19 protein-coding genes are annotated in these 21,671 nt (G+C 69.0%); 10 read left to right on the forward strand and 9 right to left on the reverse strand.

Going from position 1 to position 21,671, the window contains the following annotated elements; translation table 11 throughout:
* The first annotated feature begins 411 nt into the window (after positions 1–411).
* From rpmI to TSO352_RS30030, 5 genes are all read left to right on the forward strand, one after another.
* Positions 412–612 (forward strand): 50S ribosomal protein L35, encoded by a 201-nt coding sequence (gene rpmI, locus TSO352_RS30010; RefSeq protein WP_012975158.1) that lies wholly within the window; start codon positions 412–414, stop codon positions 610–612.
* 35 nt (positions 613–647) lie between these two features.
* Positions 648–1,019 carry a 50S ribosomal protein L20 gene (gene rplT, locus TSO352_RS30015; protein WP_045581580.1) on the forward strand — a complete coding sequence of 124 codons (372 nt, stop codon included), beginning with the start codon at positions 648–650 and terminating at the stop codon, positions 1,017–1,019.
* Positions 1,020–1,160: 141 nt separating this feature from the next.
* Positions 1,161–2,243 (forward strand): phenylalanine--tRNA ligase subunit alpha, encoded by a 1,083-nt coding sequence (pheS, locus tag TSO352_RS30020; protein ID WP_109110964.1) that lies wholly within the window; start codon positions 1,161–1,163, stop codon positions 2,241–2,243.
* 12 nt (positions 2,244–2,255) lie between these two features.
* Entirely contained in the window at positions 2,256–4,667 is a 2,412-nt protein-coding gene (pheT, locus tag TSO352_RS30025; protein WP_109110965.1) for a phenylalanine--tRNA ligase subunit beta, read from the forward strand.
* Between the two features lie 360 nt (positions 4,668–5,027).
* The gene (locus TSO352_RS30030; protein ID WP_247872540.1) at positions 5,028–5,441 is read left to right on the forward strand and encodes a response regulator; all 414 of its coding nucleotides are present in this window, start codon (positions 5,028–5,030) and stop codon (positions 5,439–5,441) included.
* A 39-nt stretch (positions 5,442–5,480) separates the two neighbouring features.
* Here the strand turns inward: TSO352_RS30030 and TSO352_RS30035 are convergent, their stop codons facing one another.
* The 3 genes from TSO352_RS30035 to TSO352_RS30045 all read right to left on the reverse strand — a co-directional run bounded on the left by TSO352_RS30035 (position 5,481) and on the right by TSO352_RS30045 (position 9,277).
* Positions 5,481–7,322: a DUF3369 domain-containing protein gene (locus tag TSO352_RS30035; RefSeq protein ID WP_247872541.1), complete on the reverse strand. Its 1,842-nt coding sequence runs from the start codon at positions 7,320–7,322 to the stop codon at positions 5,481–5,483.
* A 90-nt stretch (positions 7,323–7,412) separates the two neighbouring features.
* Positions 7,413–8,348: an SH3 domain-containing protein gene (locus TSO352_RS30040; RefSeq protein WP_109110967.1), complete on the reverse strand. Its 936-nt coding sequence runs from the start codon at positions 8,346–8,348 to the stop codon at positions 7,413–7,415.
* Positions 8,345–9,277 carry a LysR substrate-binding domain-containing protein gene (locus TSO352_RS30045; RefSeq protein ID WP_109110968.1) on the reverse strand — a complete coding sequence of 311 codons (933 nt, stop codon included), beginning with the start codon at positions 9,275–9,277 and terminating at the stop codon, positions 8,345–8,347. Before TSO352_RS30045 ends, TSO352_RS30040 begins: the two co-directional genes overlap by 4 nt.
* Positions 9,278–9,433: 156 nt before the next feature.
* Between TSO352_RS30045 and TSO352_RS30050 the strand changes: the two genes are divergently transcribed.
* Positions 9,434–9,673, forward strand: coding sequence for a hypothetical protein (locus TSO352_RS30050; protein WP_109110969.1), 240 nt, complete (start codon positions 9,434–9,436; stop codon positions 9,671–9,673).
* 69 nt (positions 9,674–9,742) lie between these two features.
* On the forward strand, positions 9,743–10,831 hold the full coding sequence (locus TSO352_RS30055; RefSeq protein ID WP_109110970.1) for an asparaginase: 1,089 nt from the start codon (positions 9,743–9,745) through the stop codon (positions 10,829–10,831).
* Between the two features lie 53 nt (positions 10,832–10,884).
* Here TSO352_RS30055 and TSO352_RS30060 read toward each other — a convergent pair whose 3' ends face one another.
* The 6 genes from TSO352_RS30060 to glgC form a co-directional block, all read right to left on the reverse strand.
* Positions 10,885–11,496 carry a hypothetical protein gene (locus tag TSO352_RS30060; RefSeq protein ID WP_109110971.1) on the reverse strand — a complete coding sequence of 204 codons (612 nt, stop codon included), beginning with the start codon at positions 11,494–11,496 and terminating at the stop codon, positions 10,885–10,887.
* A 182-nt stretch (positions 11,497–11,678) separates the two neighbouring features.
* Positions 11,679–11,870, reverse strand: coding sequence for a DUF2283 domain-containing protein (locus TSO352_RS30065; protein WP_109110972.1), 192 nt, complete (start codon positions 11,868–11,870; stop codon positions 11,679–11,681).
* Entirely contained in the window at positions 11,867–12,109 is a 243-nt protein-coding gene (locus TSO352_RS30070; protein ID WP_109110973.1) for a DUF4258 domain-containing protein, read from the reverse strand. Before TSO352_RS30070 ends, TSO352_RS30065 begins: the two co-directional genes overlap by 4 nt.
* 33 nt (positions 12,110–12,142) lie before the next feature.
* Positions 12,143–13,945, reverse strand: a complete 1,803-nt coding sequence (gene lepA, locus TSO352_RS30075; RefSeq protein ID WP_109110974.1) for a translation elongation factor 4 — start codon at positions 13,943–13,945, stop codon at positions 12,143–12,145.
* A 554-nt stretch (positions 13,946–14,499) separates the two neighbouring features.
* Positions 14,500–15,966, reverse strand: coding sequence for a glycogen synthase GlgA (glgA, locus tag TSO352_RS30080; RefSeq protein WP_109110975.1), 1,467 nt, complete (start codon positions 15,964–15,966; stop codon positions 14,500–14,502).
* A gap of 198 nt (positions 15,967–16,164) precedes the next feature.
* Positions 16,165–17,436, reverse strand: coding sequence for a glucose-1-phosphate adenylyltransferase (gene glgC, locus TSO352_RS30085; protein ID WP_109110976.1), 1,272 nt, complete (start codon positions 17,434–17,436; stop codon positions 16,165–16,167).
* 597 nt (positions 17,437–18,033) lie between these two features.
* Between glgC and TSO352_RS30090 the strand changes: the two genes are divergently transcribed.
* From TSO352_RS30090 to TSO352_RS30100, 3 genes are all read left to right on the forward strand, one after another.
* A complete protein-coding gene (locus tag TSO352_RS30090) occupies positions 18,034–19,479 on the forward strand; it encodes an ammonium transporter (RefSeq protein ID WP_109110977.1) in 1,446 nt (481 codons plus the stop codon).
* Positions 19,480–19,682: 203 nt separating this feature from the next.
* Complete coding sequence (locus TSO352_RS30095; RefSeq protein ID WP_109110978.1) at positions 19,683–20,552, forward strand: pirin family protein; 870 nt, start codon at positions 19,683–19,685, stop codon at positions 20,550–20,552.
* A gap of 157 nt (positions 20,553–20,709) precedes the next feature.
* On the forward strand, positions 20,710–21,222 hold the full coding sequence (locus TSO352_RS30100; RefSeq protein WP_247872543.1) for a hypothetical protein: 513 nt from the start codon (positions 20,710–20,712) through the stop codon (positions 21,220–21,222).
* Positions 21,223–21,671: the final 449 nt, after the last annotated feature.

The following is a 21,671-nucleotide window of genomic DNA, read 5'->3' on the forward strand; positions in this document are numbered from 1 at the left end:
GGTTGGGGGATGCTGGGGATGGAACATCGTGAAACACGTTCGCGACTCTGTTCCATGGGGGCGATCCAGGGGGACGCCAGCGATACGCCGACGGTCCGGCGGAGAGATGGAACATGATGAAACAGTTTTCCGCTGATGTTCCATCGCGCTCTCCATCGCCAGGATCTGGGTCGAAAATCCTATCATGAGGGGTGGACGGATGGGGAGGAGATGCGGAAACACGGCGTTCCCTGGCCCTTGCCGTTCCTTCCCTGCGCTTCACGGTGCCCTGGTCCCGCCACATCGCCCTTGAAACTTCCCGCCCGCCCGCGTATAAGCCCAGCCTTCCACGGGCGGCGAGGCTGGGCCGGAAGGCTCAGGGCATGCCCAACCGTCCCTGGAAATTCGCCTCATTTCCTCTAGGAAACGAAAATGCCCAAGCTGAAGACGAAGAGCGGCGCCAAGAAGCGCTTCAAGGTGACCGCCACGGGTAAGGTCCGCGCTCAGGCCGCCTACAAGCGCCACTGCCTGGAACAGAAGTCCCCGAACATGAAGCGCAACGCGCGCGGCATGATGACCCTGTGCGATTCGAACGCCCGCACGGTGCTGAAGAACTGGCTGCGCAACGCCTGATCTCGGCACACTCATAATTTCGAAGGACCTGAACCATGGCTCGTGTTAAGCGCGGCGTCACGACGCACGCCCGTCACCGCAAGATCCTGAAGCTCGCCAAGGGCTACCGGGGTCGCAACTCCAAGAATTTCCGCATTGCGATCGAGAAGGTCGAAAAGGCGCTTCGTTACGCCTACCGCGACCGTCGCAACAAGAAGCGCGATTTCCGCGGCCTGTGGATCCAGCGCATCAACGCCGGCGTCCGGCAGTACGGCCTGACCTACTCGCGCTTCATCAACGGCATCAAGATGGCCGGCATCGAGATCGACCGCAAGGTCCTGTCCGATCTGGCCGCGCGCGAGCCGGAGGCCTTCAAGACCCTGGTGGACAAGGCCCAGGCCGCGCTCGCCTCCAAGGCCGCCGCGTAACGCGCCTTGCGTTTCCTGTCATAAGGGAACGCTTGCCGTCACGGCGTCAGTTGTACGAGAAGGGAGCCGGGCCGCTGGGCCGGCTCCCTTTTTCGTTTCCGCCCATTCTCTTCACGTCCCCTCGCTTTGCCGGGAACCGCCATGCTCGACGCGCTGAAAGACGAACTTCTGTCGCAGGTCAACGCCGCCGCCGACCTTTCGGCGCTGGACGAGGTGCGGGTGTCCGCGCTCGGCAAGAAGGGGCGCATCACCGGCTTCATGAAGGAGCTGGGGAACCTCACGCCCGACGAGCGCAAGGAGCGCGGTCAGGCGCTGAACGCGCTGAAGGACGAGATCGCCGCCGCCATCGACGCGCGCAAGGCCGACCTCGCCGCCGCCCACCTGCGGGCGCGGCTGGAGGCGGAGCGCGTCGACGTCACCCTGCCGGTCCGCCCGGAGACGGAGGGGCGCATCCACCCCATCACCCAGACGATGGACGAGATGATCGCCATCTTCGCCGAGATGGGCTTCTCGGTCGCCGAAGGGCCGGACATCGAGGATGATTTCCACAACTTCACCGCCCTGAACTTCCCGCCCGGCCACCCGGCGCGCGACATGCACGACACCTTCTATCTGCCGGATGCCCGTTCGGAAGATGGGGCGGACAAGAAGATGCTGCTGCGCACCCACACCAGCCCGGTGCAGGTCCGCACCATGCTGAACAACAAGCCGCCGATCCGCATCATCGCGCCGGGGCGGACCTACCGCTCCGACTACGACATGACCCACACCCCGATGTTCCACCAGATCGAGGGGCTGGTCATCGACGAGGCGACCAACATGGGGCACCTGAAGGGCTGCCTCGTCGAGTTCTGCCGCGCCTTCTTCGATGTGGACGACCTGCCGCTGCGCTTCCGCCCCAGCTTCTTCCCCTTCACCGAACCCTCGGCGGAGGTCGACATCGGCTGTTCGCGCAAGGGCGGCGAGCTGAAGCTGGGCAATTACGGCGACTGGCTGGAGATCCTCGGCTGCGGCATGGTGCACCCCAACGTGCTGGAAGCCTGCGGCATCGACAGCACCCGCTACCAGGGCTTCGCCTTCGGCATGGGGGTGGAGCGCGTCGCGATGCTGAAATACGGCATCCCCGACCTGCGCACCTTCTTCGACGCCGATCTGCGCTGGCTGAAGCATTACGGCTTCGTGCCCCTCGACATTCCCAACATCGCTCAAGGCCTGACGCGCTAAGGAGTCGGACTCATGAAGTTCACGCTGTCCTGGCTGAAGGACCATCTGGAGACCGACGCTTCGCTCGACCAGATCACGGAAAAGCTGACCGCCCTCGGCCTCGAGGTGGAGGGGGTGCATGACCGGTCGAAGGAGCTGGCGCCCTTCCGCGTCGCCGAGGTGGTGTCGGCCGAAAAGCACCCGGACGCCGACAAGCTGCGCGTGCTGATGGTCAACACCGGCGAGCGGACCCTGCAGGTCGTCTGCGGCGCCCCCAACGCCCGCGCCGGCATGAAGGGCGTGTTCGCGTCGGAAGGCGCCTACATCCCCGGCTCAGACATCACGCTGAAGAAGGGCGTCATCCGCGGCGTCGAGTCGAACGGCATGATGTGCTCCAAGCGCGAGCTGAAGCTGTCCGACGAGCATGACGGCATCATCGAGCTGCCGGCCGACGCTCCCGTCGGCGCCAGCTTCGCCGATTATGCCGGGCTGAACGACCCGGTCATCGACATCAACCTGACGCCCGACCGCGCCGATTGCGCCGGGGTGCGCGGCATCGCCCGCGACCTTGCCGCCGCCGGGATGGGCCGGCTGAAGCCGCTGACCGAGGGCCACCTGAACGCCGCCCCGGTCGAGGGCCGCTTCGCCAGCCCGATCGGCGTCTCCATCGCGGCGCCCGAGGCCTGCCCGCTGTTCGTCGGCCGCTTCATCCGCGGCGTGAAGAACGGCCCGTCGCCGCAGTGGCTGCAGGACAAGCTGCTGTCGATCGGCCTGCGCCCGATCTCGGCGCTGGTCGACATCACCAACTACCTGACCTTCGACGCCGCCCGCCCGCTGCACGTCTTCGACGCCGACACCGTCAAGGGCAACATCACCGTCCGGCTGGGCCGCGAGGGCGAGACGCTGGCGGCGCTGAACGGCAAGGAGTACGCGCTGGACGGCGCCATGACCGTGGTCGCCGACGACGAACGGGCGGAGGCGCTGGCCGGCATCGTCGGCGGCGAGCCGACCGGCTGCACCGAGACGACGGTCAACGTCTTCGTCGAGGCCGCCCTGTTCGACCCGGTGCGCACGGCGCAGACCGGCCGCCGCCTCGGCATCGACTCGGACGCCCGCTACCGCTTCGAGCGCGGCGTCGATCCGGCCGCGGTCGTCACCGGCATGGAACGCGCCACCCGCCTGATCCTGGATCTCTGCGGCGGCGAGCCGTCGGAGCTGGTGGTTGCCGGGGCCGAGCCCGACTGGACGCGCACCCTGACCCTGCGTCCGGGCCGCGTCGCCGCGCTGGGCGGCGTCGAGCTGCCGCAGGACCGGCAGGTCCAAATCCTGATGGACCTCGGCTTCACCGTCGACGGCGAGGATGAGGACGGCCGGCTGCGCGTCGGCATCCCGTCCTGGCGCGCCGATGTCCAGGGCGAGGCCGATCTGGTGGAGGAGGTGCTGCGCGTCCACGGCTTCGACGCCATCCCGGCGACGCCGCTGCCGCGTGAGACGGTGCTGACCCGCACGGCGTTGACGCTGAAGCAGCGCCGCGTCGCGCTGGCCAAGCGCACGCTGGCCGCCCGCGGCCTGTCGGAGGCGGTGACCTGGTCCTTCCTGGCCGGTCCGGTCGCCGAGCTGTTCGGCGCGACGGAGCCCGGCCTGCGGCTGGTCAACCCGATCAGCAGCGACCTGGACGTCATGCGCCCGTCGATCCTGCCGAACCTGATCCAGGCCGCCGGCCGCAACGCCGACCGCGGCTTTGCCGACGTGCGGCTGTTCGAGGTCGGCGCCGCCTTCCGCACCCCGGCCCCCGATGGGCAGGACACGGTCGCCGCCGGCATCCGCGCCGGGGCCGCCGTGCCGCGCCACTGGGCGGAGAAGGCGCGCGGCGTCGACGTGTTCGACGCCAAGGCCGACGCGCTGGCGGTTCTGGAGTCGGTCGGCGCCCCGGCCGCCAACCTGCAGGTCACCACCGACGCGCCGGGCTGGTACCACCCCGGCCGCTCCGGCGTGCTGCGGCTCGGCCCCACGGTGATGGCGCGCTTCGGCGAGATCCACCCGTCGGTGCTGGAGACGCTGGGCGTCAAGGGGCCGGTCGTCGGCTTCGAGGTGATGCTGGACGCCGTGCCGCTGCCCAAGAAGAAGGCGGGCACCGCCAAGCCGATGGTCCAGCTCGCCTCCTTCCAGCCGGTGGAGCGCGACTTCGCCTTCGTCGTCGACCGCAAGGTGGAGGCCGACAAGATCCTCCGCGCGGTGAAGGGGGCCGACAAGGCGCTGGTCAAGGACGTGACCGTCTTCGACGTCTACGAAGGGCCGGGCGTGGGCGAGGGGCGGAAGTCGATCGCCGTGTCGGTGACCTACCAGCCGACCACCGCGACCCTGACCGACGAGGCGATCGAGCTGACCGGCCAGAAGATCGTCGCCGCCGTGGTCAAGGCCACCGGGGGTGCGCTCCGCGCCTGACGGCACGGGACGCATCGACGGCTGTCGCGCGTCCTTTCGGTGGAAAACCCCCGCTTCGGCGGGGGTTTTTTTGTTGGCGCGGCACAGGCGGGGATGGTGGCTGTGGCGATAATCATATGATGAATCGCTGATTGAACGGGTTTGAGTGCATCCGCTAAGGGAAAATTCTGGTACTCTTTGTTGCAAATCACTGTTTGACGGCACCGCATCGTTAGGTGGAAAGATCAGGTGCCGGGTTGGTTTGTTTCTCCAGGGTATCCCGGTCTTGTCGATGTCACCGGCAGAGCACAGGCCACGCTGCGATTGCCTTGGCGTGTTCGGCAAAACTCAAGGCGCTGTGAACCAAGCGGGGAAAGACCAATGGCTGAGCCAGCTAACGATTCGACAACGGGGCAGGGCGCGGAAAAGCCACTGATCATTGTGGTGGACGATGACCGCTCGATTGTGGAGGGGCTGGCCATCCTGCTGGACGGTTGGGGGTACGAGGTGGTGACGGCGTTGAGCGCCGCCGCGCTGGAGCAGCGGCTGGAGAGCATCACCCGGCCGCCGAACCTGATCATCGCCGACCATTACCTGCCGGCCGGCCGCACCGGCCGCGATGTGGTGGAGCGGCTGCGCGCCGTGACCGGCCAGGACATCCCGGCGATCATCCTGACCGGCGACACCACGCCGGAACGCCGGGACGAGGCCCAATTGCTGGGCTGCCAATTGCTGCTGAAGCCGGTCCAGGTCGGGCCGCTGCGCGAGGCGGTCGAGGCGCTGTCACGCCCCTGACGGTCCGCCGTTCCGGCCCGAACCGCCCCTGGGGGCGCATCATCGCCCCGAGCGGTCGAGCGTGCCGATCTCCGGCGCCACCGCCAGGAAAGCCTCGACCACCACCGGGTCGAAGCGCAGCCCGGCCAGGCGCCTGATCTCCGCAACCGCCCCGTCATGCCCCAGCGCCGCCCGGTAGGGCCGGTCGCGCGTCATCGCGTCATAGGCGTCGGCCACCGCGACGATGCGGGCGCACAGCGGGATCGCCGCGCCGGTGCGGCCGTCGGGATAGCCGGTGCCGTCCCAGTTCTCGTGATGCCACCGCGCCACCGCGGCGCCCAGATGCAGGTGGGTCGGGCCGTCGGCGAGGTGGCTCGCCTGATTCAGCAGGGTGGCGCCGGCCACCGTGTGGCCCTGCATCGCCGCGCGTTCCGCCGGGTCGAGCGGACCGGGCTTGGCCAGGATCGCCGGGTTGACCGTGGCGTTGCCGATGTCGTGCAGGATCGCCGCCAGCCCGATGATCTCCAGGAAGGATTCGTCGAGCGACTCGGGGAAGCGGCCGTCGGCGTGGAGGCGGCGCGCGATCCGCTCGGTCACCGCGGCGATGCGCAGCGAGCGGCTGAATGCCCCCTCGCCCGCCGGGTCGCCGCCGGGCGCCTCCGGCAGCACGGCGCCGGGGCCGCGCTCCGCCAGGTCGGCCAGCGCCGCCAGCGTGCCCTCCTGCGCGCGGTAGAGCTGTTCGTAATGGTGCAGATTGTCGAAGCCGACCGAGATCTTGCCGCAGAACACCTCGATCAGCTTGCGGTCGAGGTCGGACAGCGGCCGGTCGGACCGCAGGTAGACCACCGTCTCGCGGTCGTTGGGCACCCGGATGTAGAGCGTGCAATGGTCGCCGGCGTAATGGTTCGCCCGCTGTTCCAGGCAGGCGGTCACCGCGGCCAGCACCGGCGGATCGACATGATCGGCGGCGGGTTCGTTGATCAGAGTCTCGAACCGTCCCGACCCGGCCAGCACATACAGCCCATCGGCGGCCGGTGGGGCGGCGGGGGGCGAATCGCCGCGGGAGCCGCCGCAACCGCCGCCGTGGGGGCCGCGCTGCACGCACAGGATGGCGTCCGGCCCGACGCCCAGCAGGCCGGACAGCTGGGTCAGCACCCCGGCGGCGAACAGCTTCATCGAGCGGGTGCGGAACAGCGACGACGACGCCTCGATGATCTTTTCCAGGCCGCGGCGGTTGGCGTCGATCGCCATGATGTCCTCGTAGGACCGCAGCGCCGCGACCGTGGTGGTGAAGAGCTGCTGGGCGGTCAGCTGCGTCTTCGCCTTGTAGTCGTTGATGTCGTAGTCGAGGATGACCGCCCGTTCCGGCGCCTGTCCCGGCTGGCCGGTGCGCAGGATGATGCGGACGTTGCGGTTCTCCAGCTCCTCGCGGATGTGGTGGACCAGCCGGAGCCCGGCATCCTCCGTCTCCATCACCACGTCCAGCAGGATCAGCGCGATGTCGGTCTCGCGCGCCAGGATCGCCCGCGCCTCCGCCGCCGAATGGGCGGACAGGAAGCGCGCCTTGCGCCCCTTGTAGGCGAAGTCGGACAGCACGAGCTTGGTGATGGAATGCACCTCCGGCTCGTCGTCGACGATCAGCATGGTCCAGCGGTTGCCGGACGTGCCGCCGGAGGTGTCGTTGTCGTTGCAGGCCTCGCCGCCGGGCCCCGGACTGCCGCCCGAGCCCACCCCCGGTCCGGTGGCCGGCTCGTCGTCTTCGAAGAACACCAGATCCTGGTCGCCATCCCGGTGGTCGCCGGCGCCGCCCCCGCCGTCCGGCAACGGCGTGTTCTGCGGCACGTCCTGCGGCGGAGTCTGCGGCAGAGGCTGCGGCGGTCCGGGAGGGGCGGTGTCGGTCATGGCGCGTTGATCATGGGGATGGTTTCCAAAACGGCCGGGCCGGCGGCGGACACGGCATCGGGTGGGGCGGCGATCAGAGCGTGTGGACCATCAGAACGTATCCAGCTCGATGACCGTACAATCGAGTCCGCGTTGCGCCAACGTGCCGCAGGCGGTGTCGACCTGCAACCGGGTGAAGGGCGCGACGCCCACATCATACAGCAGCCGCCCGCCGCGGAACACCGGCCAGACCATCGGCGGCAGGTCGCGGTAGGCGTTGCCGGGGCCGGTGGTGAACTCCTTCCAGGCGCGCAGCGCTTCGCTGTAGCTGACATACTCGCCCAGCTTGACGCCATACAGCATCCCCGGCTCGACCGGCGGCATGCCCGGCAGCGGGTAGGGCGCCACCACCCCGACCAGCCCCTGCACCGGCGCCACCGCGCGGGTACCGGCGGGCAGCGCCATCGTCGCCTCGCCGTTGGCGGCGCTGATCAGCCCGACGACGTCGCCCTTGCGCAGGGTGAAGCCGCGCCGTTTGCGGTTGTCCAGGATCTCGGTGGCGGAGATCGGGGCGGCGGCCACGACATAGCCCTGGGCCGGCACCTGCGCCGCCTTGTCCCAGGCCTCGCGCGGGACGACGGCGGCGCCGCGGCTGCCGGGCGGGGCGTCGGCCGCTTTGCCGGCCGCCGGCTTCGGCGGACGCGGCCCCTCGCCGCCGACCGCCGCGCGGCCGGTGACCATCAGCGCCGGGTCGAGCGAGTCGGCGGGGACATAGCCGATCGGCTGGCCGCCGATCGCGACCTCCGTCCAATAGGTGCCGCGCGGGGTGCCCAGCGCGTTCAGCGCCTTGCCCTGCTTCAGCGTCATGACGATGCGCGCGTCCTCGCTGGGGCCGATCCGCACCTCGATGTCGCGGTTCAGCACCACCTCGCCGGTCAGCGGCGCCCCGGTGGCGACCGGGCTCTGCGCCCGCGCGGGGATGGCCGTCATGGTGCCGAGCAAGGCCAGCGCCAGCAGCAGCGGGCGGATCGGGAAGGGGTTGGTCATGCTGCGGTTCCTGTCTCAGGCGTTCGCCGGTCCACCGTCGCGTCGCGCCCCAGCAGATCGTCGCCCACCAGATCGTGAATCGCGTCGGCCAGCAGCCGCACCGGCTTCGGCAGCGTCCCGCGGGCGCGGTGCAGGGCGATGTCGATGTCCGGCAGGTCGGGGAAGCCCTCCGCCACGCCGATGCGGCGCAGCGACGGCGGCACCGTGCAGCACTCCATCGCCGTCACCCCCAAGCCGCCCATCACCGCGCCATGCACGGCGACGACGCTCTTGCTGGTGAAGGCGACGCGCCAGTCGCGGCCCATCCCGTCCAGCGCGGCGACGGCAAGGTCACGCACGACGCAGCCCTTGGGGAACAGCGCCAGCGGCAAGGGGTCATAGCTCTCCACCGGACGGTGCCCCGGCGCCGGGTCGAGCGGCGGGGCCACCCAGGCCACCGGCTCCTGCCGCACCAGCTCGCCCCCCGCTTCGCCGGCCTTGCGGGTGACCAGCGCCAGGTCGTAGCGGCCCTTGTCGATCTCCGCCACCAGATCGGGGCTGTTGTCGCACACCACCTCGACCATCACGTCGGGGTAGGAGGCGTTGAAGCGGGCCAGCACCTCGGGCAGCAGCATGGTGGCGTAATCGTCGGGCGTGCCGATGCGGACGCTGGCGACCGTCGGGCTGCGGTGCATCAGCGCCAGCACCTCGTCGTTCAGGGTCAGCATGCGCCGGGCGTAGGCCAGCAGCACCTCGCCGTCGCGGGTCATCCGCACGCCGTGGGTGTCGCGTTCGAACACGCGCTTGCCCACCGTCTCCTCCAGCCGGCGGACCTGCTGGCTGACCGCGGCCTGGGTGCGGCCCAGCTTTTCGCCGGCACGGGTGAAGCTGGCGCTGTCGGCCACGGCGACGAAGGCGCGCAGCAGGTCGGTGTCGAGGTTGGCGGGCATCTGGGAACCGGAAGTTGCCTCCCATTCAAGCAGAGCGCCGGTCGGTCCGCAACGCTGCGGTCATTACGAATCGTGATGACGGCATAATGCCTATTCGTTTCCAAGAGAATCGGCGGTGCCCCATGGTCGGTGTCCAACCGCCCTGGAGTTCCGATCATGTCGCTGTTCGCCGCCTGGACCGGCGTGGTGATTGCCGCCGCCCGGATCGAGCCCGCCCCGTCCGCCCATTGCCGGCCGCCGCCGGTGCCGGAGCCGCGCCGCATCCGCCTCACCCACAACCCCATGCTGCCGCCGGTCCCGGCCGCGCTGCCGGTTCGGCGCGCCGGCCCGCCCTCCGTCGAGGCCGAACCGTTGCTGGAAGCCAGCCTGCGCACGCCGCTGTTGCTCGGGAAATAGGTCGGCTTGAGAAACAGGCCGGCCCCGGCCTATCCTGCCCGTCGGCACCAAGAGGGGGAGGGGACGGCGATGGCGCGGGTCTATGTGCTGTACACCGGGGGCACCATCGGCTGCGTGACCAACGCGCAAGGGGCGCTGGCCCCGGTGCCGGGCGCGGCGTTCGAACAGCGGGTGCTGGCGACGCCCGGCCTGTCCGGCCATGGGGTGGCGGGCTATCCCGGCCTGAGTTGGACCATGGGCTGGTTCGACCGCACGCTCGACAGTTCCAACATGACGCCGTCGGACTGGATCGCCATCGCCCGGCGGCTGCTGTCGGTCTACGACCAGTATGACGGCTTCGTCGTGCTGCATGGCACCGACACCATGGCCTACAGCGCCTCGGCCCTGTCCTTCCTGCTGCCCGGCCTGTCGAAGCCGGTGGTGTTCGGCGGGTCGCAGGTGCCGCTGTCCTTCACGCTGAGCGACGCGCCGGCCAATCTGGTGGGCGCCATCGTGGTCGCCGGGACGCTGCCGGTGCCGGAGGTCTGCGTCTATTTCGACACCAAGCTGCTGCGCGGCAACCGCGCGTCCAAGGTCGACGCCAACCGCTTCGCCGGCTTCGATTCGCCGAATTTCCCGCCGCTCGCCAGCGTCGGCAGCGTGGTGTCGCGGAATGAGCCCTATTGGCTGCCGATGCCGGGCCGGGACGTCTCGCTGGCCGAGCCGGGCAACCGCGCCCGGCGGCAGGCCGCGCTGGAGGCCCAGGTGGCGGCGGTGTCGGGCTTCTCGGTCCTGATGCTGTGGCTCTACCCCGGCATCCGGGCGAGCAGCGTGTCGGCGCTGCTGTCGGGCACCAGCCCGGCGGTGGCGGGCGTCGTGCTGCTGGCCTTCGGCGAGGGCAACGGCCCGACCGATCCGGACTTCCTCGACGCGCTGTCGGCGGCGGCCAAGGCCGGCGTGGTGCTGATGGACAACACCCAGGTCCAGCGCGGCGCCGTGCTGCCGGGAGCCTACGCCACCGGCCTGGGCGCGGTCGGTGCCGTCGGCGCCTACGACATGACGCCGGAAGCCAGCTACGCCAAGCTGGTCTGCCTGTTCGCCAGCGGCCTCGATCCCGCCGCGGTCAAGGCGGCGATGCCGGTGCCGCAGGCGGGCGAGCTGACGGTGATCGAGGGCTGAACGTGTCCCCCGATGGCGGGAGGCCGGCTGCGGCCTCCCCCATCGGCGGTGCGTTACTGGCTGAGGCCGGGCTGGTTCGGCGCCATGGTGCCCTGGTTCATCGAGCCACGGTTCATGGAGCCCTGGTTCATCGAACCGGCGCCCATGGACCCATTGCCCATCGAGCCGGTCCCCATCGTGCTGTTGCTCATGGAGCCCTGGTTCATCGACCCCTGATTCATGGAGCCGGCGCCGGTGCCGCCCATCGAGCCACCTATCGTCCCGCCGGTCGAGCTGCCGTAGCCGGTGTTGCCCTGGCTGCCGTACTGGGCGAGTTGCTGCAACTCGTTCTGGTCGTGCATGATGACGACCTGCTTGCCGCGCCGTTCGAAGGACGACGGGGTGAGCATCACCGTCTGGCCGCTCTTGGCCAGCTTCAGTTCGACCATCGTCTGCCCGTCGGCCCCGGTGGTCACGTTCTGGATGGTGCCGGCGACCGGCCCGCCGTGGCGGTGGACCACCCGCTTGCCGATCAGGTCACGGCTGGCCTGGACGTCGCGGGCACCGCTGTCCATCGTGCCGTTGGCGACCGCCTTGGCCTTGGCGGATCCGCTCTGGGCGTGGCCAGGAACGGCGGCGGCCATCAGCATCAGGGCCGGAACGGCGGCGGCGAGAATTTTGCGCATGTCATCCTCCCGGATTTGAACCATGGGTAAGGGGCACCGCAAGAGGGGCGGCGCCCTACCCACGCCTGATGACACGCGAACGGCGGGTTTGTTTCCGATGGAGGGCGGGAATACGCCGTTTCCGACCTGGGCCTGCACCAAAGAGTGTCGTGTCGGGATGTACGTTCGCCGACCGATGCTCTCTATTCCGCTGCGATCGGCAGAGCGCCCGAGGCCATCTTCTCCCGTGCGTTCAGCACCTCCAGCGCGACGATGCGGTGCTGGTCGTCGAAATCGAGAATAATGCCGGGGGCCACCTCTTCCGACCCTTCGACCGTATGATCGGAAAAACGCAGGTAGAGAGCGTCCGCATCGGGATCGTAGTGGGTCTTCATAGCTTGGCTCCCCGGTCCAGAAAGGCCGTCACCACCAGTATATCGACTCCTCGATCCCGGTGGACAACCCGGATCACACGGTCGCCAGCCTCTGGAATGCGTTTGAAGGACCGCGTCAACGTTGGGGCGGCCGGATCCGGCTCGCTCCGGTCGGGATCGGGCAGGGTGCGCCGCACCCACTCTTCCGCCAGCCCGCGCTCACGTATGGTGAGCTGGGCGTGGACGGAGTAGGTCAGGATGGGTGGCTCGTCCCCCGTTACAGGGGAGTTCCCTCACTCATCCCCCATCTTGAGCGCGGCGATGAAGGCGCTCTGCGGGATTTCGACCTGGCCGAACTGGCGCATGCGCTTCTTGCCTTCCTTCTGCTTGTCCAGCAGCTTGCGCTTGCGGCTGATGTCGCCGCCGTAGCACTTGGCGGTCACGTCCTTGCGCATGGCGCTGATGCTCTCGCGGGCGATGACCTTGCCGCCGATGGCGGCCTGCACGGCGATCTTGAAGAGCTGGCGCGGGATCAGCTCCTTCAGGCGCTCGCACATCATGCGGCCGCGGCGCTCCGACTGGCCGCGGTGGACGATCATCGACAGGGCGTCGACCGGCTCGGCGTTCACCAGGATCGACAGCTTGACGAGGTCGCCTTCCTCGTAGCTGTCCATCTGGTAGTCGAAGCTGGCGTAGCCGCGGCTGATCGACTTCAGCCGGTCGTAGAAGTCGAACACCACCTCGTTCAGCGGCAGGCGGTAGACCAGCATGGCGCGGGCGCCGGCGTAGGTCAGCTCGATCTGCTGGCCGCGCCGCTCGGTGCAGAGCTGGAGGACGCCGCCGAGATACTCGTCGGGCAGCATGATCGTCGCCTTGATCCACGGCTCCTCGATGTGGTCGATCCGCATCACGTCGGGCATGTCGGCCGGGTTGTGCAGGTCCCGCACCGTCCCGTCGGTCATGTAGAGCTTGTAGACCACCGAGGGGGCGGTGGTGATCAGGTCGAGATTGAACTCGCGCTCCAGCCGCTCCTGGATGATCTCCAGATGCAGCAGGCCGAGGAAGCCGCAGCGGAAGCCGAAGCCCAGCGCCGCCGACGTCTCCGCCTCGTAATGGAAGCTGGCGTCGTTCAGCTTCAGCTTGCCCAAGCTGTCGCGCAGCCGCTCGAAATCGGCGGCGTCGACCGGGAACAGGCCGCACCACACCACGGGAATCGACGGCTTGAAGCCGGCCAGCGCTTCGGTCGCCGGCTTGCGCTCGTCGGTGATGGTGTCGCCGACCTTGGTCTGGGTGATGTCCTTGATCGCGGCGGTGATGAAGCCCATCTCGCCCGGCCGCAGCTCGCCGGTCAGCAGCGCCTTCGGCGTGAACACGCCGACGCGGTCGACGTCGTGGGCGCTGCCGGCGGCCATGAAGCGGACCTTCTGCCCGACCTTCAGCACGCCGTCGACGACGCGGACCAGGATGACGACGCCGAGATAGGGGTCGTACCACGAATCGACCAGCAGCGCCTTCAGCGGCGCGTCGGCGTCGCCCTTGGGCGGCGGCAGGCGCTTGACCACCGCCTCCAGCACCGCGCCGATGTTGAGGCCGGACTTGGCCGAGATCTCCACCGCGTCCGACGCGTCCAGCCCGATCACGTCCTCGATCTGCTGCTTGATCCGCGCCGGCTCGGCGGCGGGCAGGTCGATCTTGTTGAGGACCGGGATGATCTCGTGGTTGTTGTCGATCGCCTGATAGACGTTGGCGAGCGTCTGCGCCTCCACCCCCTGGCTGGCGTCGACCACCAGGATCGAGCCCTCGCAGGCGGCCAAGGACCGGCTGACCTCATAGGCGAAGTCGACGTGGCCGGGGGTGTCCATCAGGTTCAGCGTGTACTGCTTGCCGTCCTCGGCCTTGTAGAGCAGGCGGACGGTCTGCGCCTTGATGGTGATCCCGCGCTCACGCTCGATGTCCATGCTGTCGAGCACCTGCTCGCGCATCTCGCGCGCGTCGAGGCCGCCGCACTGCTGGATCAACCGGTCGGCAAGCGTCGACTTGCCGTGGTCGATGTGGGCGATGATCGAGAAATTGCGGATGTGCGAGAGGTCAGTCATCGGGGCCCGGGACTTTAGAGTTTGCCGGAACATAGGGCGGACGGGGGATGGGCGCAACGATGGTGTGGTGGGCGGGGGCCGCGGCGGGAGGCTGGCGGGCGCTGGACCGGTGGTGAATGGAACGTTTGAAACCGGATGGAACAGTTTTTCGGGGGCTGTTCCATGTTCCATTCGTTGGAACGGTCGGCATGGGCACGCCCTGTACGGGGGTGCCGGAGGACGGCATCGCATCGGTCGGAACGGGCGGCTCGGCCCCATCGGCGCATGCGCTCTCCCCGGTCGGAAGCAGGAGTTCACATTTCTAGCATGCGCTGCGGGCCGGGGGAGAGGTGCCTGGAAAAATCCCTGGGCACTGCCCGCCACAGACACCCGCTTGAACGATCGGAGACACGGCCGAACCGGCGTCCACCGTAATCAAGCGTCAGTCCCGCGAAGGCTGGAATCCAGCCATAGCAGGTGCTTGAGCAGGAAGCCTGGATCCCCGCCTTCGCGGGGACGACGGCGTGGGGCTGCGGACGCCGGTTCGATCACAGGCGGTGAGGGTAGCTCGGCGCCTAACGCCCCAGCCCCCGGTACAGCTCCATGTACTCCTCCGCCGGGCCGTGCCAGCCGAAATCCCGCGTCATGGCGCGGCGTTGCATCGCCTGCCAGCGTTCCGGCTTGCGGTAGACGGTCAGCGCGCGGCGCAGCGCCCAGACCAGTTCCTGGCCGGTGGCGTTGACGAACTGGAAGCCGGTGGCGCTGCCGTCGGCGCTGGCCGCCGGATTGGCGTCGATCACCGTGTCGGCGAGGCCGCCGGTGCGGCGGACCAGCGGCAGGGTGCCGTACTTCAGCGCGTAGAGCTGGGTCAGGCCGCAGGGCTCCGAGCGCGAGGGGACCAGGAACAGGTCGGCCCCCGCCTGGATGCGGTGCGACAGCGGCTCGTCATAGCCGATGCGGACACCGACCGACTGCGGATGCCACTGGGCGAGGTGGCGGAAGCCGGCCTCGCTCGCCGGGTCGCCGCTGCCGAGAACCACCAGCTGGCCGCCCCAGGCGATCCATTGCGCGGCCGCCTCCAGCACGAGGTCGAGGCCCTTGTGCCAGGTCAGGCGGCTGACCACCGCGGCCAGCGGCGCGTCGGGACGGCGGTCGAGGCCGAAGGCCGATTGCAGGTCGGCCTTGCAGGCGTCCTTGCCGCCGAGATCGTCGGGGGTGTAGCGGGCGGGGATGTGCGGGTCGGTCGCCGGGTCCCAGACGGCGTAATCGACGCCGTTCAGGATGCCGGTCAGAACGTCGGACCGGGTGGCGAGCAGCCCTTGCAGGCCGGTGCCGTGCTCCGCCGTCTGGATCTCGTTGGCGTAGGTCGGGCTGACCGTGGTCAGGCGGTCGGCGTAGTAGCAGCCGGCCTTCAGGAAACTGACGTTGCCGTAATACTCGACCCCGTCGATCCGGAAGCTGGAGGAGGGCAGGCCGAGGTCGCCCAGCATCCACGGGCCGAAATTGCCCTGGTAGGCGATGTTGTGGATGGTCAGCACCGTCCCCGGCCGGACGGCGCCGGCGAAGCGGTCGGGCCGCAGCTCCAGGTAGGCGGGGATCAGCCCGGCCTGCCAGTCGTGGCCGTGCAGCACGTCGGGCCGCCACCACGGGTCATAGGAATCGTCGGACGCGAAGCCGGCGGCGGCCCAGGCCAGCGCGGCGAAGCGCAGGGCGTTGTCGGGCCAGTCCTGGCCGTCCGGCCCGAGATAGGGGTTGCCCGGCCGGTCGTAGAGCGACGGCGCGTCCAGCGCGTAGGCCAGCACGCCGTCCGCCGTGCGGCCGATGCGCAGCCGGGCGCGGTCGCAGCCGGGCAGGTCGGTGATCAGCTCCCCCACCTCGTGCAGGTTCGACAAGCCGTTCAGCACCGCCGGGTAGCCGGGCAGCAGCAGGCGGACGTCGGCCCCGGCGGCGTTCAGCGCCGGCGGCAGGGCGGCGGACACGTCCGCCAGCCCCCCCGTCTTGACCATCGGGTAGCATTCGGACGTGACGTAGAGGACGCGCATCGGGACGGCACTCGGATCAAAGGCGGGGGGAGGGCGGGGGAAGGCGGCCTGCCGCTCACCCGGCCGTCATCCCCGCGGCGGCGGGGATCCAGGCTGTGCCGAAGGATCGGCTTCGGGGCGCGCTGGATTCCCGCCTGCGCGGGAATGACGGCCGCAGGGGTGAGGGGTCGGCTTCGGTCGGAAGGGGAAAGGGAACTCCTACTCCTTGGGCAGCTTCTCGATCATCTCGCGGGTGATCAGGACGACGCCGCCCTCGCTGCGGTGGAAGCGGCGGGCGTCCAGCTCGGCATCCTCGCCGACGACGAGGCCGTTGGGGATGGTGACGCCGCGGTCGATGACCACCTTCTTCAGGCGGCAATGGCGGCCGATGTCGCATTCCGGCAGCACCACCGCCTCGTGCAGCTCGCTGTAGGAGTTGACGCGGACCGAGCTGAACAGCAGCGACCGCCGCACGGTCGAGCCGGAGATGATGCAGCCGCCCGACACCAGGCTGTCCACCGCCATGCCGCGCCGGTTCTCGTCGTCGAAGACGAACTTCGCCGGCGGCAGCTGCTCCTGGTAGGTGAAGATCGGCCAGTCGCGGTTGTACATGTTCAACTGCGGCGTGACGTGGCAGAGGTCGAGGTTGGCCTCCCAATAGGCGTCGATGGTGCCGACGTCGCGCCAGTAGGGGGTGTCGTCCGGGGCGTCGATCACCGCGCTGTCGGCGTAGTTGTGCGCCATGATGCGGGCGCCGGCCTTCACCAGATGCGGGATGATGTCCTTGCCGAAATCGCGGCTGGAGCCGGGCGTGGCGACGTCGCGTTCGAGCTGTTCGTAGAGGAACTGGGCGTTGAAGACGTAGATGCCCATGCTGGCCAGCGCGATGTCGGGCTTGCCCGGCATCGCCGGCGGGTCGGCCGGCTTCTCGACGAAGTCGATGATGCGGCGGTCCTCGTCGATGTGCATGACGCCGAAGCCGGTCGCCTGCTGGCGCGGAACCTCGACGCAGGGGACCGTCACGTCGGCCTTGCGGTCGATGTGGTCGAGCAGCAGCGCGCCGTAATCCATCTTGTAGATGTGGTCGCCGGCCAGGATCAGCACGTATTCCGGTTCGTGGTCGCGCAGGATGTCCAGGTTCTGGTACACGGCGTCGGCGGTGCCCTGGTACCATTCCGTCTCGCTGATGCGCTGCTGGGCCGGCAGCAGGTCGCAGAACTCGTTCATCTCGCCGCGGAAGAAGTTCCAGCCGCGCTGGAGATGGCGCAGCAGGCTGTGCGACTTGTACTGGGTCAGCACGCCGATGCGGCGGAAGCCGGAATTGACGCAGTTGGACAGGGCGAAGTCGATGATGCGGAACTTGCCGCCGAAGTAGGTCGCCGGCTTGGCCCGCCGGTCGGTCAGCTGCATCAGACGGCTGCCGCGTCCTCCGGCCAGCACCAACGCCACCGCGCGCCGCGGCGCCAGACGCAGATCCCGTTTGTCGAGCATGGCCGTTACCCCCTTGCCGTCTTCTTGCGACCGCTCGGCGGCGGCCTTTCCATTGAGGCGTTGACGGTGCCACATCTCGCCGCCATGTCCAAGTGGCGCGGAAGCGCGGTGCGGCTCGGCCGACCGCCCCTCCCGTCCGGTCGCCGGGCCTATGGAAAAAGACGGGTCCTACTCCGGAATTGACCAGCCCGGCGGCGCCCCTCCTGCACAAATTTTCATCATCTGCTGGAAAGTCAGCCACGGCGCCGCGGTGATCCGCTGCATCGGGCCGTTTGCTTTGGTCGAAAGCCCGAAAATTGCTTCCCAATGTCAGTCCCGACACATGCCTGTTTTCTGGGCAGAGTCACCCCGCGACTCGTCGGAGGGTGCCCGTTCGGGGGGCCGGAGCCAGGACAACCCTGACGATTCCAAGCCGTTTTCGACTGGCACGCTTCTTGTAGTGATTGGAGCGTCCTCGGTCCCGTCCGCCGCCCCGTCTTTGCCGGGGACGGGGCGACCGGGACGGGGTCGCCCCATTGCGGCGTCCGCCCGGAACACCTCCGGTGCCGGGCGGGCCGTTGCGGGGCGGGAGCGATTTTGGAGAAAGAGGGAGCCTCGATGAACCGTCTGTTCCTTATGGCCGCACCGATGATGGCGGTTGCTCTGGGCGCGGTCGGCCTGCCGGCCGCAGCCCTTGCCCAGGACCCGGCGGCTGCGGCGGCCGCTGCTGCTGCGGCGGCTGCCGCCGCTGCCACCGCCGCCGCCGCGCCGGCTGCTCCGGCGCTCAACAACGGCGACACCGCCTGGATGCTGATCTCCACGGCGCTGGTGCTGATGATGACCATCCCCGGCCTGGCCCTGTTCTACGGCGGCATGGTCCGCAAGATGAACGTGCTGTCGACGGTGATGCAGAGCTTCGCCATCACCTGCCTCATCAGCGTCCTGTGGTACGTGATCGGCTACAGCCTGGCCTTCACTGGCACCGGCGCCTATGTCGGCGGGCTCGACCGGCTGTTCCTCAACGGGCTCGACTTCACGAAGGCCTTCGTGCTGGGCGAGGCGACCTCCGGCCCGGTCCCGACGACCATCCCCGAGCCGGTCTTCATGATGTTCCAGATGACCTTCGCGATCATCACGCCGGCGCTGATCACCGGCGCCTTCGCGGACCGCATGAAGTTCTCGTCGCTGCTGGTCTTCACCGCGCTGTGGTCGCTGGTGGTCTACGCGCCGATCGCCCACTGGGTCTGGCACCCGGCCGGCTTCCTCTTCGGTCTCGGCGTGCTGGACTTCGCCGGCGGCACGGTTGTCCACATCAACGCGGGCGTCGCCGGCCTGATCGCCGCCCTGGTGATCGGCAAGCGCAAGGGCTACCCGAAGGAAGCCTTCATGCCGCACAACCTGGTGCTGTCGCTGATCGGCGCCTCGCTGCTGTGGGTCGGCTGGTTCGGCTTCAACGCCGGTTCGGCGCTGACCGCCGGTCCGCGCGCCGGCATGGCGCTGGCCGCCACGCACATCGCCACCGCCGGCGCCGCCATGGGCTGGCTGTTCGCGGAATGGATCGTCAAGGGCAAGCCCTCGATCCTCGGCATCATCTCGGGTGCGGTCGCCGGCCTGGTCGCCGTGACCCCGGCCGCCGGCTTCGTCGACCCGACCGGCGCCATCATCATCGGCATCGTCGCCGGCGTGATCTGCTTCTGGTCGGCCACCAGCCTCAAGCACATGCTGGGCTATGACGACAGCCTGGACGCCTTCGGCGTGCACGGCGTCGGCGGCCTGATCGGCGCCATCCTGACCGGCGTGTTCGCCAAGATGTCGGTGTCGAACAGCGAAGGCGGCTTCGCCGCGGTCCTGCAGGCCGACCCCAAGGCCACGCTGGGCCTGCTGGAAGGCAACGCCGCCGCGGTGTGGATCCAGATCCAGGGCATCGCCTACACCATCGGCTGGTGCGCCATCGCCACCTTCGTCCTGCTGAAGGTCGTCGATGTGGTCATGGGCCTGCGTGTCGACGAGGACGTGGAGCGCGACGGTCTCGACCTCGCCCTGCACGGCGAGAGCATCCACTAAGACAAAAACCCTTTCCCACGGGTCTCTTTCGAAAAGGCCGCCGGTTCTCCGGCGGCCTTTTTCGTCGCCGGTCGCGGCATTGTTGCGTGGGGCGGAACGCTGTGGCGCGGGCGGGCCGGCTTCACGGCGGGGCCGGGGCGGACTAACTCTGGTGCATCGCCACTGCGTTCCGTTCGGGGCGCGTCTGCTCAGGAGTTGCCGCCATGTCCACCCAGCCCGCCATCCCCGGTGTCCGCCCGGTGCTTGCCGCCGTGGAGGGCATGGCCACCTCCGACGGCGCCGGCGTCAGCATGACGCGCATGCTGGGCACGCCGCGGCTGCGCACGCTCGACCCCTTCCTGATGCTCGACCTGTTCGGCTCCGACGAGCCGACCGACTATCTGGCCGGCTTCCCCGACCATCCCCACCGCGGCTTCGAGACGGTGACCTACATGCTGGCCGGCCGCATGCGCCACGCCGACAACCACGGCCACGAGGGGGTGATCGAAACCGGCGGCGTGCAGTGGATGACCGCCGGCCGCGGCCTGGTCCATTCCGAGATGCCGGAACAGACCGAGGGGCTGATGCGGGGCTTCCAGCTCTGGATCAACCTGCCGGCGCGGCTGAAGATGACCGATCCGCGCTATCAGGAGTTCCCGGCGGCCTCCATCCCGGTGGAAGCCCGCGACGGCGGGACGACCGTCACCGTCATCGCCGGCGACACCGCGCGCGGCACCGCCGGCCCGGTGCGGGCCGAGGCGACCGACGCCCGCTATTTCGACGTGACCCTGCCGCCGTCGGCGTCCTTCGTCGAGCCGCTGCCGGCCGGCCACACCGCCTTCCTGGTGCTGTTCGAGGGCACGCTGACGGTCGCCGGGGACGCCCCGCTGGCTGGTCCTTTGACTGGGCCGCGCGTGATCGTGCTGGGCGACGGCGAGCGGGTGGAGGCGACGGCGGGGGCGGAGGGCGCCCGGTTCCTGCTGCTGGCCGGGCAGCCGATCGGCGAGCCGATCGCCTGGGGCGGTCCCTTCGTCATGAACACGCGCGACGAGGTGATGCAGGCCTTCCGCGACTTCGAGGAGGGGCGGATCTGACGGTTCCGGACCCATCCCTGTGACGGAATGACCGGGGGCAATCATGGGCTTGCGGGCACTCGCGCCTTGCACCCCGGTTGCCGCCGGTTATCATGGCGCCTTCGGTACTAACACGAACGATGGGCGAGGGGCCGGGCCGATGCGCTGGAAGGGTCTGATGAGTGGTGTGAAGGCGGCGGCTGCCGCGGCGCTTCTGCCACTGCTGCTGGCGGCCGGGCCGTCCAAGGCGGTGGATTTCTCCAAGGCCAGCGCCGATTTCGGGCCCGAGGGTGCCTGGACCAACCAGTGCGACATCGATCGCATGACCGACAACAAGACCTGCCGGCTGATGATCTACCGTCTGTTCGACGACGGGAAGGACGTCGGCTTCGTCGCGCTCAGCATCATTCCGACCGGCAACGACTTCCACCTGTTCCTGACGACCAGCCAGGGGCTGGTGGACCGCTGCGCCATCCGCGTCGACCGCCAGCCGCGCATCGAGACGCAGATCGCGACGCTGAACATGTGCATGTTCCCGAACTTCGTGTCCGGGCGGGTCGCCGACCAGTTCCGCAACGGCTCGACGATCCTGGTCCGGGTCAGCTTCCCCCGCATGGGCAAGCGCGACATCGACTTCCCGCTGAACGGCTTCTCCCGCACCTTCGAGGAAATGCAGCGCAGCCTGCAGTAATCCCGCATCCGGGATCACCCGCGACGGCGCGCCGGGAGGCGCGACGCCGGCGTGGCGCATGAACGCGGCGGTCCGGGTCCGGCGGACCGCGTGCAGGCCGCTTGCCTGCGCCCGCCATCCCGACCGTCAAACACGTCGATCCTGCGTGCGACCAGCCCCCGTGCCCCCGCCTGAACGCGCCGGGGCGTGGTGCTTCGGCGTGCGCGCTGGCGGCCGTCGTCGCGGAGCCTGGACGCAACAACCGGTCGGACTGCATACTATAGTATGTCGCAAAGGCGGCCGGAATAAACCTGCTGCGCCGCAACAACATTATCGAAGACTTCGCCGCAAATACAACCGAACACCGCAAGAGCTTGATTCGGAACGGGAAGGGATGGAAGCGCCCATAGGGTAATCCACTATATTAAATTCCTACGATATACCCGGGATCCTGCCGTATCCTTTGAGTG

The organism is Azospirillum sp. TSO35-2 (assembly GCF_003116095.1).
In the GTDB taxonomy this organism is placed as follows: domain Bacteria; phylum Pseudomonadota; class Alphaproteobacteria; order Azospirillales; family Azospirillaceae; genus Azospirillum.